Genomic DNA, 15,581 nt, shown 5'->3' on the forward strand with positions numbered 1-15,581 from the left:
CTCCGCTCTGCTCCGACGTCCTAAGTGAGCCGCCGATGTCCGAAGTCCTGCCCCCGACCGACCACGTTCCGGCCTCCCCGGCTCAGCAGGGGGTCTGGCTGACCGATCGGCTGGGACTGGCCCGCGAGGCGTTCCACATGCCGCTGCGGATCTCCTTCGACCGGGTCGACACGGCGGCCCTGGTCCGCGCCGTGGCCGCTGTGACCAGGCGCCATCCGGCCCTTGGCGCCCGTCTGGTGGAACGTGACGGCCAGGTCTGGCAGGAACCGGCGGCCCGGCGACCCGAACTGGTGCGACGCGAAGCACCGGCGGACGAGGCCGACTTGGAGAAGCGCCTGGAAGAGGAGGCCGCTCGTCCCTTCTCCCTGGAGACCGGCCCGCTCAGCCGCTTCACCCTGCACCGGCGCGCCGACGGGAGCGCCGAGCTGCTGGTCACCGCCCACCACGCGGTCTTCGACGGCAACTCCAAGGACGTCCTCACCCGGGACCTCGCGGCCGCGTACGGCTCGGCGTCCTTGCCCGTGACCACCGCGCCGGCCGTACCGGCATCTCCGGCCGTCTCTGCGGTGCCTGTGGTGGCGCCGACGCCTCCGGTGCCTGCCGTGCCCGTGGTGCCGCCGGCGGATCCGGACACCGTACGGCGGGCCGCCGAGTGGTACGGGCCGCGTTGGGCCACCGCCACCGAACCGGTACTGCCAGGCGTGGCGCGCACCCCGACCGCCACCGGGGCCGCCGGGGCCGGCGAGGCGGTCGAATGGCGTCTCGACGGCGACGAGGCGGGTGAGTTGGCCGCCGCGGCCGCGCTCGGCGGCACCACGGTCTTCGAGTTCCTGCTCGCGGCCCTGCACGGGCTGCTGCGCCGCTACGGCGGCGAAGCGGTGCCGGTGTCCGTCCCGCTCTCCACCCGGACGCCCGAACTCGGGGACGAGATAGGGATGTTCGTCAATGAGCTGCCCGTCCACGCACCCGCCGCCGACGCGTCGCGGACCTTCACCGACTTCGCCGCGGCCGTCAGGACCGAACTGCGGGCCGGATACCCGTACCGCAGGGTGCCCTTCGGCGCCGCCGTCGCCGGTCTGGGCCCCCGCGTCGGCCTGACCGCGGTCTCGCTCGGCTACCGCCGGCGCGGTCCCGAACCGGAGTTCGCGGGCACCCGTGCCCGGGTCTCGTGGGCCGTCCACAACCGCGCCGCCCGCAACACCCTCCATCTGCAGATCGTCGAAGCCCCCGAGACGCCCGGCACCCCGGGCGGCGGCCTCGACTTCAGCCTCCAGTACGACCCGGCCGTGCTCGCCCCGGACGCCGCCCGCCGTATCGCCGGCCACTACCGCACCCTGCTCGCCGGCGCGATCGCCGCCCCCGGCGCCCGGCTGCTCGACCTGCCGCTCCTGGACGCCGCCGAACTCCGGGCCGTCACCACCGCGCCGAACACCACCGACCGGCCCTACCCGGCCGACCGGACCGTGCTCGACCTGGTCCGCGCCCAGGCCGCCGCCAACCCCGACGCGATCGCCGTCAGCGCCGCCGGCCGCCGCCTCAGCTACCGCGAACTTCTGCTCCGTGCGGATCAGTTGGCGACAGCGCTGCGTACCAGCGGGGTCCGGCCCGGCGACCTGGTCGCCCTCCACCTGGACCGCACCGCCGACCTGCCCGCCGCGCTGCTCGCCACGCTCGCCGCCGGCGCGGCGTACCTGCCGCTGGACCCCGGCTATCCGGCCGAGCGGCTCGCCCTCGTCCTGCGCGACTCCGGAGCCGTCCTGGTGCTCGCCGACCGCGAGCCCGCGCCCGCGGTCGCCGACGCCGCCCCCGCGGTCCTGCGGCTCCCCGCGCCGTCGGCGCAGGACCCGGCCGCGACCTCCCCGGGCACCTCCCGTGACGCCGCCCCCGATGTCGCCCCCGATGTCGCCCCCGGTCCGGACGACGTGGCGTACGTCCTCTACACCTCCGGTTCCACGGGCCGCCCCAAGGGCGTCGCCGTCGGCCACCGGGCGCTGGTCAACCTGCTCACCTCCTTCGCCGACCGGCTCGACTCCGGCCCTCGGCACGCCTGGCTCGGCCTGACCTCGCTCTCGTTCGACATCTCCGCACTTGAGCTCTACCTGCCGCTGATCACCGGCGGCCGTCTGGTCCTGGCCCCGGACGGCCTCGCCGTGGACGGCCCCGGGCTGCTGGCGCTGATCGGCGGAGAAGGCGTCACCCACGTCCAGGCCACCCCGTCCGGCTGGCGGGTCATGCTCACGGCGGGAACCGGCGTCGACGCGCTCGGCGCCGTCACCGGCCTGGCCGGCGGCGAGTCGCTTCCTCTCCCGCTCGCCCGCGAGCTGCGCGCGCGGACCGCCCGGCTGTTCAATGTGTACGGGCCCACCGAGACCACCGTCTGGTCCACCTGCGCCGAACTCTCCGCCGTACCCGACCGGGTCGGGATCGGCCGCCCGATCGCCAACACCCAGGCCTACGTCGTCGACGAGCAGCTGCGCCCCACCCCGCTCGGCATCCCCGGCGAACTGCTGATCGGCGGGGACGGCGTCGCCCACGGCTATCTCGGCCGGCCCGAACTCACCGCCGAGCGCTTCGTACCGAACCCGTTCGGCCCGCCCGGCACCCGGCTCTACCGCACCGGCGACCAGGCCGTGCGGACACCCGACGGCGAACTCCATTTCCTCGGCCGGATCGACGACCAGGTCAAGATCCGCGGCCACCGGATCGAACTCGGCGAGATCGAGTCCGCCCTGCTGGAGCACCCGGCCCTCGCCCAGGCCGCTGTCGCCGTCCGTACCGAGGACGACGGCGAGCCCTTCCTCGCCGGCTACCTGGTTCCGGCCGCCGGCGCCCGGCCGCCCGCCCCCGCCGAACTGCGCGACCACCTGACGCGCACGTTGCCGGCCGCGATGACGCCCCAGCGCTGGCTCACCATGGAGCGCCTTCCGCTCACCCCGAACGGCAAGCTGGACCGGCGGGCCCTGCCGCTGCCGGCACGCGAGGCCCCGGCGCCACGGGCCGCCGGCACCGACGACGAGACGACCGCGACGGTCCGCCGGATCTGGGCCGAGGTACTGGACCTGCCCGATGTCGGACCCGAGGACGACCTGTTCGACCTCGGCGGGCACTCGCTGACGGTGGTACAGATCGCCGCCCGGATCCGCGACGCACTCGACGTGGACGTGGACTTCGACGTCTTCTTCGACGTCCCCACCCCGGCCGGCATCGCCGCCGCCGTCCGCGAACGCCGATAGCCCCTCCCCCGGTACGCCGGGCACGGCCCTCCCGGCCGTGCCCGGGCCCCGCCGCGTCCGCACCCCCTCGATTCCTCACCGAACGCCCCGAACAGGAACCCGATGACGGATACCCAGGACCTGCCCACCGGCTGGTCCCCAGCCAAGCGTGCCCTGCTCAGCCGGCGGCTGCGCGGCGCCACAGCCCCCGCCCGGGTGGTGGAACCCCGCCCGGCGGACACCGCGCCGCCGCTCTCCAGCGGTCAGGAACGGCTCTGGTTCATGGACCAGTTCACCCCCGGCTCCACCGCCTACACGCTGGCGCCGGCCCGCCGGTTCCGGGGGCCCTTCGACCGCGCCGCGCTGGACGCCGCGCTGACCGACCTGGTGGCCCGGCACGAGAGCCTGCGGATGACCTTCCGCACCACCGAGGCCGGCACCGCCGAGGTGCTGGTCGCCGAGCCCGCGCCGTTCGCCGCTCAGTACCTGGACGCCGGCGCGGACCCGGACCCGGAGGCGCGTGCCGCCGCCGAGCTCGGCGCGCTGATCGCGGAACCCTTCGACCTCCGGACCGGACCGCTGGTGCGCGCCCTGGTGGTCCGCGTCGCCGAGGACGACCACGTCCTCGCCCTGGTGATGCACCACATCATCAGCGACGGCTGGTCGATCGACCTCCTCAACCGCGAGCTCGACGTCCGCTACGCCCATCACGCCGACGGCGCCCCGGGGGAACTGGCGCCGCTGGCCGTGCAGTTCGGCGACTACGCGGCCTGGCAGCGGGATCGCCTGGAGAACGGGCAGCTCGCCGCCTCGCGCGCGTACTGGCGTGAGGCGCTCGACGGCGTCCCGCCTCTGGAGCTGCCCTCCGACCGGCCCCGCCCTCCGCTGTTCACGTTCGACGGAGCGGCCTACGAGTTCCGCTGGAGCGCCGGACTCTCCCACCGGATCGGTGAGGTGGCACGGGCCCACGGCGCCTCGACATACATGGTGCTGATGGCCGCGTTCCAGGCCCTGTTGAGCCGGCACACCGGCCAGCGCGACTTCGCCGTCGGCTCCGCCGTCGCCGGCCGTCTCCACCGTGAACTCGAGAACGTGGTCGGGGCGTTCGTCAACATGCTGCCGATCCGCGCCCGGCTCTCCGCCGACCTCGCGTTCGGGCAGCTGATCAGCCGCGTCCGCGAGACCACGCTCGACGCGTACGCGCACCAGGAGGTGCCGTTCGAGCAGATGGTCAACGATCTCGCGGTGGAACGCGACGTCAGCCGCGCCGCCGTCTTCCAGACCACGTTCGCCTTCCAGAACTACGGCGACCCCGCCGCCGTCCCCGCCGGAGGCCCGGCGGGCCTGGGCTCCGAGGGCTTCGGCTACGAGGCCACCACCACCCATGCCGACCTCGCCCTCTACATGCGGGAGGAGTCGGACGGCGGCCTCTACGGTCTGTTCACCTATCGCACCGACCTCTTCGACGCCGGCACCGTCGAGCGCATCGCCGAGCGGTTCGAGCTGCTGGCCTCGGCAGGTGTCGCCGACCCCACGCTGCCGGTCGACCGCATCCCGATGCTCAGCACGGCCGAGCGGACGGCCGTCCTCAAGACCTGGGCCACCGGTCCCGCGCTCCCGGACGACGGTCCCGCCACGCTCACCCAGGCGCTGGCCCGGACGGCGGCCCGGACGCCCGACGCGCCGGCACTGGTCTTCGAGGACCGCACGCTGACCTACGGCGCCCTCGACCGCCGGGCCGACGCCCTGGCCCGGCGCCTCCGCGCGCTGGGCGTGGGTGCGGACGACCGGGTGGCCGTCTGCCTTGAGCAGTCCCCCGAACTCGCCGTCGCCCTGGTCGCCGTCCTCAAGGCCGGCGGCGGCTACCTGCCGCTCGACCCCGAGCAGCCCCCCGCCCGCCTCGCCCACCTCGTCACCGACGCCGGAGCCAAGGTCCTGATCACCGACACCGTGCTGCGCGCCCGGTTCGGCGACCACCCCGCGGTCGACCTGCTCACCGACGACGGTACCGACGCGACGGAGGGGGACGGCGCGCCCCTGGAGGAGGTCTCCGGCGCCGACCACCTCGCGTACGTCATCTACACCTCGGGCTCCACCGGCACGCCCAAGGGTGTCGCGGTGCAGCACCGTCAGTTCCTCAACTACCTCGCGGGCGCGGGCGAGCGACTGCGGATCGAGCCCGGGGCGTCGTTCGGGCTGCTGCAGTCGCTCTCCTTCGACTTCAGCATGACCATGCTCTACCTGGCGCTCACGACCGGCGGCCGGGTGCACCTGCTGCCGCGCCGGATCGCGGGCGTGGAACTGGCCGCGGAGATGGAACGGGCCGGCATCGACTACCTGAAGATGACGCCCTCCCACCTGGCCGCGCTGACCGCCGACGCACCGCTCGCGCGGCTGCTGCCGCGCCGCGCCCTGGTCCTCGGCGGCGAGGCCAGCGCCTGGTCCTGGGCGGCGGGCATCGCGGCGCTGGGCCGGTGCGCGGTGTTCAACCACTACGGGCCGACCGAGGCGACGGTGGGGATCACCGTCCACGAGGTCACCGCCGACGGCCTGGACGCAGCGGGCAGCACCCCGATCGGCAGCCCGCTGGCCGGCGGGCGCTGCTACGTGCTCGACGAGGCCCGCAACCCCGTTCCGCCGGGAGTCACCGGTGAGTTGTACCTGGGCGGGGACCGGCTGGCCCGCGGCTACCTCGGGCGTCCGGACCTGACGACCGAGCGGTTCCTGCCCGATCCGTACGCCGGTCCGGCGGGCGGGGAACCGTACGGGACCGGTCCGTCCGGCACCGACCGGGACGCCCCGGGGACCAGTGGCCCGCGGATGTACCGTACCGGCGACCTGGCGCGCTGGCGGACCGACGGGACACTGGACTACCTCGGCCGCGGCGACGACCAGATCAAGGTCCGCGGCTACCGGGTCGAGCCCGGCGAGATCGAGGCCGCGCTGACCGCCCTGCCCGGCGTCACCCAGGCGGTGGTCCTGGCCCGCGGCGAGGGCGTCAGGCAGAACCTCGTCGCCTACCTGGAACGCCCCGCCGGCGGCGAACCGCCGGCCGCCGCCGAACTGCGCGCCGCCCTGGGCGAGGTCCTGCCGGACTACATGGTTCCGGCCCGCTACGTGGTCCTCGAAAGGCTGCCGCTGCTCGCCCACGGCAAGGTCGACCGGAAGGCGCTGCCCGCCCCCGAGGACGGCCCGGCGGCCGGCGCACAGGTCGACCCCGAGGGCGAGACCGAACAGGTGATCGCCGCCATGTGGGCGGATCTCCTCGATCTCCCCCGGGTCGGCGCGCTCGACGACTTCTTCGAACTCGGGGGCCACTCCCTGCTCGCCACCCAGGTGGTCGCCCGGATGCGGCGGGCCTTTCCCGAACTGGCCACCCCGGTCGGCGTGATGGACCTCTTCACGTACCCGACGGTCCGCCGGCTGGCCGCGCTGGTGGCCACCCCCGAGGACGACCGCGGGCCGCGCCGGCTGCTGCACCTGCTCACCCCCGAGCGCCGCGAGGTGGCCGCGAGTGTGGTCTGCGCCCCATACGGCGGCGGCAGCGCACTGATCTACAAACCGCTCGCCGACGCGATGCCCGGGGACTGGGCCCTGCACTCCATCGCGGTCCCCGGCCACGAGCTGGGCGAGGAGGCGATGGACATCGACGAGGTCGCCCGGCTCTGCGCCGAGGAGATCCTCGCGAACGTCACCGGACGACTGGTGCTCTACGGGCACTGCGGGGTCGGCGTCCGGCTGACCGTGGAGATCGCCCGCCGGGTCGAGGCGGCCGGTCGGGAGATCGACGCCGTCCACCTCGGGGGCATCTTCCCGTTCGCCCGCCCGAGGGGCCGCGGCGCCGCGCTCGCCGAGCGCTTCGCCGAGCTGGCCGCCCGTCTGCGCAGCGACCAGGGCATGATCAACGCCCTGGCCGCGGCGGGTCTGGACGTGGACGAGGTGGACGAGGAGCAGCTGCGGCTGATCGTGCGCAACCGCCGGGTCGGCACCCAGGGCGCCGAGCGCTACTTCGGCGAGCTGTACGAGAGCGAGGGCGGCGCCCTCACGGCGCCGGTGATCGCCGTCTGCGGGGACCGCGATCCGGCGACCGAGTTCTACGAGGAGCGGTTCCGTGAGTGGCACCGGATCACCGGAACCGCTGCCGTGGTGGTCCTGGACGAGGCCGGGCACTTCTACCTCAAGTACCGCGCCGAGGAGCTGGCCGACATCCTGACGGGGGTGCACCGCTCGATCGCCGCGGGCGAGGAGGCGCGTCACGAGCGCACCGCCGACGCCACCTGGTGGCTGGCGGGGCTGTCGCGCGGCGTCGCGGGAACGGATCCGGATCGTGACGCGGAACCGGGGCAGCCGGAGAAGTCGGTGCGGTCCGGGATGCCGGAGAGGTCCCGCGGGGCCCGCGAGCGCCGTCCGGTCCGCCCGACCATGGGCCGCTTCCTGACCATCGCCACCGGCCAGCAGCTCTCGATGATCGGTTCGGCCCTCACCGAGTTCGCCCTGCCGATCTGGATCTATCTGCAGTCCGGTTCGCTGTTCCACCTCGGTCTGCTCGCCGCCTTCGGTCTGGTGCCGGGCATCGTGGTCGCCCCGTTGGCAGGCGCCGTCGTCGACCGCGGAGACCGGCGCCGGGTGATGCTCTGGGGCGACATCGCGGCCGGCCTGACCCAGGCGGTGCTGCTGGTGCTCCACCTCAGCGACGCGCTGGAGATCTGGCACGCCTATGTGACGATCTCCCTGCTCTCGGCCGCACTGGCCTTCCAGCGCGTCGCCTGGGGCTCGGCGGTGCCGCAGCTGGTGCCCAAGCGCTTCCTCGGCCGCGCCAACGGAGTGGTCCAGATGGCCCTCGGCCTGGCCCAGTTCCTCGTTCCGCTGATCGCGGTCGGCATCCTGCACGTGATCGGTCTCGGCGGCATCCTGGTCTTCGACGTCGTCAGCTACCTGATCGCCACCGGGGTCACCCTGGCGGTGCGCTTCCCCGACGCGATGGCCGCCACCCGCCGCGAGAGCGTCGGCGCCGAGATCCGGGCGGGCTTCCGACGGGCTCTGGGAAGCCGCTCCTTCCGGGCCATGCTGTTCTGGTTCGCGGCGCTGAACATCTTCCTCTCCCCGCTCTTCCTGCTCGTCACCCCGCTGGTGCTCTCCTTCTCCACGACCGCCGCGGCGGGCTGGGTCTCCACCGCGGCCGGCCTGGGGGCCGTTCTCGGCGGGCTCACCCTGCTGGTCTGGGGAGGCCCGCGCCGGATGCGTCTGCGCGGCGTCCTGTTCTCCACCCTCGGCCTCGCCGCCGCCTGCGTCGTGACGGGCCTGCGGCCCTCGGTGGCCGTGGTCGCCGTCGGCGCGTTCGGCATGACCTACGGGCTCGCGCTGCTCAACGGCATCTACGCGACGGTCGTCCAGACCAAGGTGCCGATGCGCTTCCACGGCCGGGTGATCGCGGTGAACACCATGGTCGCCTGGTCCACCCTGCCGATCGGCTTCGCCCTGGTCGCCCCGGCGGGCCCCGGTCTGCTCCAGCCCCTGATGGACGAGGGCGGCGCGCTGGCCTCCAGCGTCGGCGCGCTGATCGGCACCGGCGAGGGGCGCGGCATCGGTCTGCTCTACCTGGTGTTCGGCCTCGCCATGGCCGCACTGGTCCTCATCAGCTTCTGCATTCCCGTCCTGGCCCGCTTCGACCTGGAAGTCCCGGACGCCGAGTCCGACGACCTGATCGGCCTGGAGACCTTGCGGGCCCGCGCGCGGAGCGCCGGTCCGGAGACCCTGCAGGCCCACGCGAAAAGCGAGATGAACGCATGACCTCCCCGACACCGATCGCCCGTCATCCGCTCACCGACGAGCAGCGCCGCCTCTGGCTCCTCCAGCAACTGAACCCGGACGACGCCGGGTTCAACATGTACCTGAACAGGCGTTGGAGCGGCCCGATCGACCCGCGGGCGTTGAGCGCGGCGCTCACCCGGCTGACCGCCCGGCACCGGGTCCTGCGCACCCGGTTCGCCGTGGACGGCGAGCAGCCCGTCCAACTCGTGGAGCCCGTGAGGGACATCGAACTCACGCGGGTGCCGATACCGGTCGCCGCGGAGGAGTCCTTCACCGCGGCCTGCGCCCCCTTCGTCAACGCGCCCTTCGACCTGGGTGAGCGTCCGCCGCTGCGGGCCGTCCTGGTCAGCGCCGGCGAGCACGAGCACGCTCTGAGCGTGGTGGTTCATCACATCGTCTCCGACGGCTGGTCGTTCACCGTGCTGTGGCGTGAACTGCTCGCGCTGTACCGCGAGGAGATCGGCGAGGGACCGGCCGAACTCCCGGACCTCAAGATCCAGTTCGGCGAGTTCGCGCGCGCCGAACGGAACAGGCTGGACGGCGGCGCCGCCGAGGAGGCGTTCCGGTACTGGAGCGGACGGCTGGCCGGCGTCGGCACCCTGCGGATGCCGCTGGACCACCCCAGACCCGCCGAGCCCGCCCATCCGGCCGGCTTCGCCGAGCTCGGCCTCGGGTCCGGCCTCGTCGCCGGACTCGACGCCCTGGCCCGCGAACAGCGCTGCACCCCGTTCATGGTGCTGCTCGCCGCCTACCAGTGCGTACTGGCCCGCTGGAGCGGCAGCTACGACTTCGCCGTCGGCACCCCGCTGGCCGGCCGCAACGAGACCGCCCACGAAGCCCTGCTCGGCAACTTCTCGCGCACCGGGGTGATCCGGGCGGACCTGACGGGTGAGCCCGACTTCCGCACCGTGCTGCGCCGGGTGCGCGCCGCCACGATGGCCGCGTTGTCCCATCAGGACGTCCCGGTCGAGCGGGTGGCCGCCGAGCTCGGGCTGCCCGTGCTGCCCGGCGTCGGCCCGCTCCACCAGGCGGTGTTCGTCCACCAGAGCCAGTACGATCTGGCCGGTGCCGACGAGCGGACCGGACTGCCCGCGGGCATCCGGACGGCGGGCATGGACTCCGGTTTCGACCGGGCCAAGACCGATCTCCTGCTGGACAGTTGGCGCACCCCGGACGGCGGGATGACGCTCTCGTTCTGCTTCGACCGTGAGCTCTTCGAGCGCGCCACGGTCGAGGGCCTGGCGCGCCGGGTCCGCGACCTGCTCGCCCGGGCCGTCGTGGATGTGGAGGTCCCGCTGCACGGTGACTGGCTGCTGTCCGGCGAGGAGCGCGCCGCGCTGCTCGCCCTCGGCACCGGACCCGCCGTCACCGGGGACGCCCGGCCGATCCTGCGCGGTTTCGCCGACCAGGTCGCCGCCCGCCCCGACGCTGCCGCGCTCGAATGCGCGGGACGGGTCCTCACGTACGCGGAACTCGACCGCGCGTCGGACGAGTTGGCCCGGCGGCTGGGCCCGGCGGTGGCCGGCCGTACGGTGGGCGTCCGGATCGCGCCCTCCTTCGAGCTGGTCACCGCCCTGCTGGCAATCTGGAAGGCCGGCGCCGGCCACCTGCCGCTCGACCCGACGCACCCCGCCGAGCGCCGGCGGCTGATGCTCGACGAGTCGGACGCCGCCCTGCTGCTCACCGGGGGCGGACGTCCGGAGCCGGGGGTCTCGGAGTCGGAGGTCTCGGACCCAGGAGGCCCGGACCCGGGGGTCCCGGAGCTGGGGGTCCCGGAGCTGGGGGTCCCGGTGCTGGGGGTCCCGGAGCTGGACCTCGGCGGTCCGGACTCCCGGGCCGGGCGGGCGGGAGCCATGGGCGACGAGTCCGGGAGCACGGGGCCCGTCGAGGCCGTGACACTGCCCGGGACCGAGCCGGGCGGCCTCGCGTACGTCCTCTACACCTCGGGCTCCACCGGTGTCCCCAAGGGTGTCGCCGTCGAGCACGCGGCTCTGGCCGAGCGCGTCCGGTGGATGGCCGGACCGGAGGGCTACCGGCTCAGGCCGGGCGACCGGATCGTCCAGTTCGCCTCCATCGGCTTCGACACCCACGCCGAGGAGATCTGGCCCGCCCTGACCTCGGGCGCCTGCGTCGTCCTGCTGCCCGGCGGCGGCCGCACCCTGCCCGACCTGCTGCGCGGCGAGGCCGGGCGGTCCGTCACCGTGCTGGACCTGCCCACCGCGTACTGGCAGGAGCTGGTCTCGCTCGGAGACCAGGCTCCCTGGCCGCCGGCGCTGCGCCTGGTGATCCTCGGGGGTTCCGAGGCGCGCGCCGTCACCCTCGCCCAGTGGCGGGAGCGGCACGGCGACAGCGTCCGGCTGGTCAACACGTACGGCCCGACCGAGGCCACGATCATCGTCACCGCGGGCGAGCTCGACGGCCGCCCCTTCGACGGGCCCGCCGCCGAGCGGCGCCCGCCGCTCGGCCGTCCGCTGCCGGGGGTGCGGCTGTACGTCCTGGACGAGCGCGGCGGCCTGCTGCCCGCCGGATCCGAGGGCGAGCTGTACATCGGCGGCCACGGTCTCGCGCGTGGCTACCTGGACCGGCCCGGGCTCACGTCGGAGGCTTTCCTTCCGGATCCGTTCGCCGACACCCCGGACGGCCGGATGTACCGCACCGGGGACCGCGTGCGGTGGCGCGTCGACGGGCAGCTGGAGTTCCTCGGCCGGGGCGACGACCAGGTGAAGATCCGGGGATACCGGATCGAGCCCGCCGAGATCGAGGCCGCCCTCTCCGCGCACCCGGCCGTCGGCCGTGCGGCCGTGCTGGTCCGCGACGGGCGACGGCTGATCGCCTACGCCGTCCTGCGACCGACCGCCGTGGAGGGGGCCGCAGGCGTACCGGAGGCGGGCGAACTGCGCGAGCACCTGGCGCTGCGGCTGCCGGCCTTCATGGTGCCGGACGCCGTCGTGCTGCTCGACACCCTCCCGCTCACCACCAACGGCAAGCTCGACACCGCCGCCCTGCCCGACCCGGAGCCGGCCGGCGCGGCCGACGGGTACCTGGCGCCCCGTACCGAGGCCGAGGCTCTGGTCGTCGGCCTCTGGCAGGAGGTGCTCGGCGTGCCGAAGGTCGGTGTCCTGGACGACTTCCTCGCCCTCGGCGGGGACTCGCTCCTGGTCACTCGGGTCGCCGCCCGCATCCGGGCCGACGTCGGCCTCGACCTGTCGATCCGCGACGTCTTCGAGAGCCCCACCCCGGCAGCCCTGGCCGCCCGGGTCGAGGCACTGCTGATCGCCGAGATCGACGCCCTCAGCGAGGAGGAGGCCGCCGACCGGCTGGACTGACCGTCGCTCCGACGGCCGATCAGCAGCACAGCCGGGCGGCGGCGTCCGCCCTGCTGTCCGACCTCGATCGAGCCGCACGGCACGTCACCGCATCGGATCCCACCCCCTCGCACCCCACCGCTTCGCATCGGAGACCGCCATCACCACCACCGTGCCGCCCGCCGCGACGACCGTTCCTGCACTCCTCGACGCGCGGGCCACCGAACACCCGGACCACACGGCACTGCAGGTCGTCGGCGGCGGGGAACTCAGCTATCGCCGTTGGCGCGAGGAGGCGCTGCGCGCCGCCGTCGGGCTGGCCGCCGCCGGGGTCGGACCCCACGACAGGGTGGTGCTGCGGTTCTCCGACACGCGCTGGGAGCGGTACGCCGTCGCCTTCCTCGCCGTCCAGTACGCGGGCGGGGTGCCCGTCCCGGTCCGTGAGGACCTGTCCGAGACCGACGCCGCCGCCCTGGCCGCGCTGGCCGAAGCCGGCACGGTCGTGACGGACGGTGGGCTGCCCGCCGTACCCGGCCTGGTGGAGCTGCGCCTGGACGCCCTGCTTGCCGCACACCCCGTGCCGCCGGCCGGCCCGCCGCACCGGGTCGGCCCGGCCGACCCGGCCCAGGTGATCGGCACCTCCGGCACCACCGGCGCGCCCAAGGGCGTCGTCGCCGCGCACGGAAACCTCACCGCCGGCCTGGCCGCGCACCCCCGCCGCCGCGCCTACGCCCACTCACGGCACGCCCTGCACGCCTTCCCGATCGGGACCAACGCCGGCCAGGTGATGCTGCTCAGCGCACTGACCGCCGCGCCCACCACCCTCAGCCTGCCGCGCTTCGACGCGGAGCGGTTCGGCAGCGCGGTCGAGACGTTCGGGGTCGGCACCGCCTTCCTGGTGCCCTCCATGGTGATCGAGCTGGTCAACGCGGGCACCGCCGGCCGGTACGACCTGAGGAGTCTGCGCCTGGTCAACTCCTCCGCCGCCGCGCTTCCCGTGCCGGTGGCGGCCGCGCTGGCCGCGGCGCTGCCGGGCGCGACACTGGTCAACACGTACACCTCCGCCGAGGCCTCGCCCGCGCAGATCTCCACGGTGGTCGACTCGCGCCGCCCCGGCTCGGTCGGCCGCCCGGCGACCCCCGGTGACCTCCGGATCCTCGACGCGGACGGGCTGCCACTGCCCGCCGGGCAGGTCGGTGACGTCTGGCTGCGCCAGCCCGGACCGCCACGTGGCTACCTGGGCGCCGCCGGGCGGAGCGCCCAGGTGTTCCGGGACGGCTGGGTGCGGATGGGCGATGTCGGACGCCTCGACCCGGACGGCTATCTGTATCTGGTCGACCGGGAGAGCGACGTCATCAAGAGCGGTGCGCTGAAGGTCTCCACGCTGCGGATCGAGGAGGTGCTGCACGCGCACCCCGCGGTCGCCGACGCCGCCGCGTTCGGTCTGCCGCACCCCGTGATGGGCGCCGTCCCAGTGGCGGTCGTGGTGGCCGGGCCCGCCGGTGCGGACCTGGACGAGCTGCGGCTGTTCCTGAGCGCCCGGCTGAGCAGGGCCGAGCTGCCGGTCCGGATCCTGCTCGCGGACGACCTGCCCCGGAACCCGAGCGGCAAGGTGGTCAAGCACCGGCTCCGCCCGCTGTTCGACGAGCCCGCGGAGTCCACCGGTCCCGTGGTCGCTCCGGCCACCCCGACGGAACTGCGGTTGGCCGCACTCTGGCGGCGCCTGCTCGGCCGCCCGGTCACCGACGTGGCCGCCGAGTTCTTCGCGCTCGGCGGCGACTCGTTCCGGGCGGTCCAGCTCGCCACCGGCATCAGCGGCGAGTTCGGGATCCGGGCGGGCACCGCCGTGGTCTTCGAACGGCCCTCGCTGCGCGCCCAGGCCGCGTGGGTGGACCACCCCGACCGGCGGCGGACCACCGCCGGCGGAGCGTCGGCCGGGACGGAGACCGTGACGCCCTACCTGGCCGCGCTCCGTGCGCAGCCGCACGCCGTTCCGCTCACGTCGCAGCAGGAGAACTTCTTCCGCTGGATGGCCGAGGCCCCCGGGCGGGACGCGGGCATGGTGTCGGCGCTGTTCCGGGTGACCGACCGGCTCGCACCGCAGACCCTGGGCCGGGCCCTCACCGAGGTGGTCCGGCGCCATCCGGCGCTGCGGACCCGGTTCGAGACGGTGGCGGGCGGGGTCGTACGGGCGGTGCTCGACGAGGAGCCACGGGTGCGGATCACGCTGACCGAGGCGCCGGGGGCCACGGACGCGGAGGTGGACGCCCTGCTCCTCGCCGAACGCGACCGTGTCACCGACCTGGCCCGCGATCCGATGACGCGCCTCATGGTCGTCAGCCGATCGGAGACCGACCACGTGGTGCTGGTCGCGACGCACCACATGGTGTCCGACGGCTGGTCGGTCGGCGTGGTGCTCGCCGACCTCGGCGTCTGCTACTCCGCGCTGCGGCGGGGCCGGTCGGCGCCGTCTGTCCGCTCCGGCCCGGGCTACCAGGAGCTGGTGGAGTGGGCGAACGCGCACTGGCCGGTCTCCCGTGCCCACTTCGGGACCGCGCTGGCCGGAGCTCCGGAGGCCGTCGAGCGGTTCGCCGGCCGCCGGGTGGTGGACGAAGTGCTCATCAAGGGGCACGAGTTCGAGGTACCGGCGTCGCTGGCCGATGCTCTGCGGGCCCGGGCGGCCGCACTGGGCGCCACCCCCTTCCTGGTCGTCGCCGCGGTCTGGACCGGCCTCCTCGCGAGCCGCGGCGGCCACCCCGACCTGGTCGTGATGACCCCGGTGCCCGGGCGCCCCCGCCCGGACGCCGAGCGGACGGTGGGCTGCTTCGTCCAGTCGCTGCTCCTGCGGGTGGACACGAGCGGGAGCCCTGGTCTCGCCGAGCTGGTGGACCGGCTGCGGGTGGTCTACAGCGAGGCGCTGGACCACCAGCTGTACCCGTTCGCCGAGTTCAGTCCGTCCGTGCCGTTCGCGGCCTGGCTCCGTTACGAGGCGTGGGCCGCGCCCGCGCAGCTGCCGGGACTGACCTGCGCGCCCTGGGAGCTGCCGCGCGGCAGCACCGTGCCCTGGCCGCTGCCGGGCGGCGACCGGGGTGTACCCGAGCTGACCGTGGTGGAGCAGCCGGACGGCGGCCTGCGGTGCTGGCTGCAGTACAACGCGCTGGCCTTCGCCCTCCCCGTGATCACTGAACTGGCCGAGGAGTTCACCGCCGCTCTCGTCACCGCCTGCGGGTGACCGGGCGGCGGCTCCGGCGCA

At 74.6% G+C, this 15,581-nt stretch carries 4 protein-coding genes; all 4 read left to right on the forward strand.

The features are described 5' to 3' along the window. Positions 1-35: 35 nt before the first annotated feature. The 4 genes from ACIP8Z_RS07810 to ACIP8Z_RS07825 all read left to right on the forward strand — a co-directional run bounded on the left by ACIP8Z_RS07810 (position 36) and on the right by ACIP8Z_RS07825 (position 15,560). On the forward strand, positions 36-3,233 hold the full coding sequence (locus ACIP8Z_RS07810) for an amino acid adenylation domain-containing protein (protein ID WP_402080084.1): 3,198 nt from the start codon (positions 36-38) through the stop codon (positions 3,231-3,233). A gap of 102 nt (positions 3,234-3,335) precedes the next feature. Beyond that, on the forward strand, positions 3,336-9,002 hold the full coding sequence (locus ACIP8Z_RS07815; protein WP_402080087.1) for an amino acid adenylation domain-containing protein: 5,667 nt from the start codon (positions 3,336-3,338) through the stop codon (positions 9,000-9,002). Then, entirely contained in the window at positions 8,999-12,349 is a 3,351-nt protein-coding gene (locus tag ACIP8Z_RS07820; protein WP_402080089.1) for an amino acid adenylation domain-containing protein, read from the forward strand. Before ACIP8Z_RS07815 ends, ACIP8Z_RS07820 begins: the two co-directional genes overlap by 4 nt. Before the next feature lie 151 nt (positions 12,350-12,500). Next, positions 12,501-15,560 carry an AMP-binding protein gene (locus ACIP8Z_RS07825; RefSeq protein ID WP_402080091.1) on the forward strand — a complete coding sequence of 1,020 codons (3,060 nt, stop codon included), beginning with the start codon at positions 12,501-12,503 and terminating at the stop codon, positions 15,558-15,560. Positions 15,561-15,581 lie beyond the last annotated feature (21 nt).

Source organism: Streptomyces sp. NPDC088553 (genome assembly GCF_044752965.1).
Classification (GTDB): Bacteria; Actinomycetota; Actinomycetes; order Streptomycetales; family Streptomycetaceae; genus Streptomyces.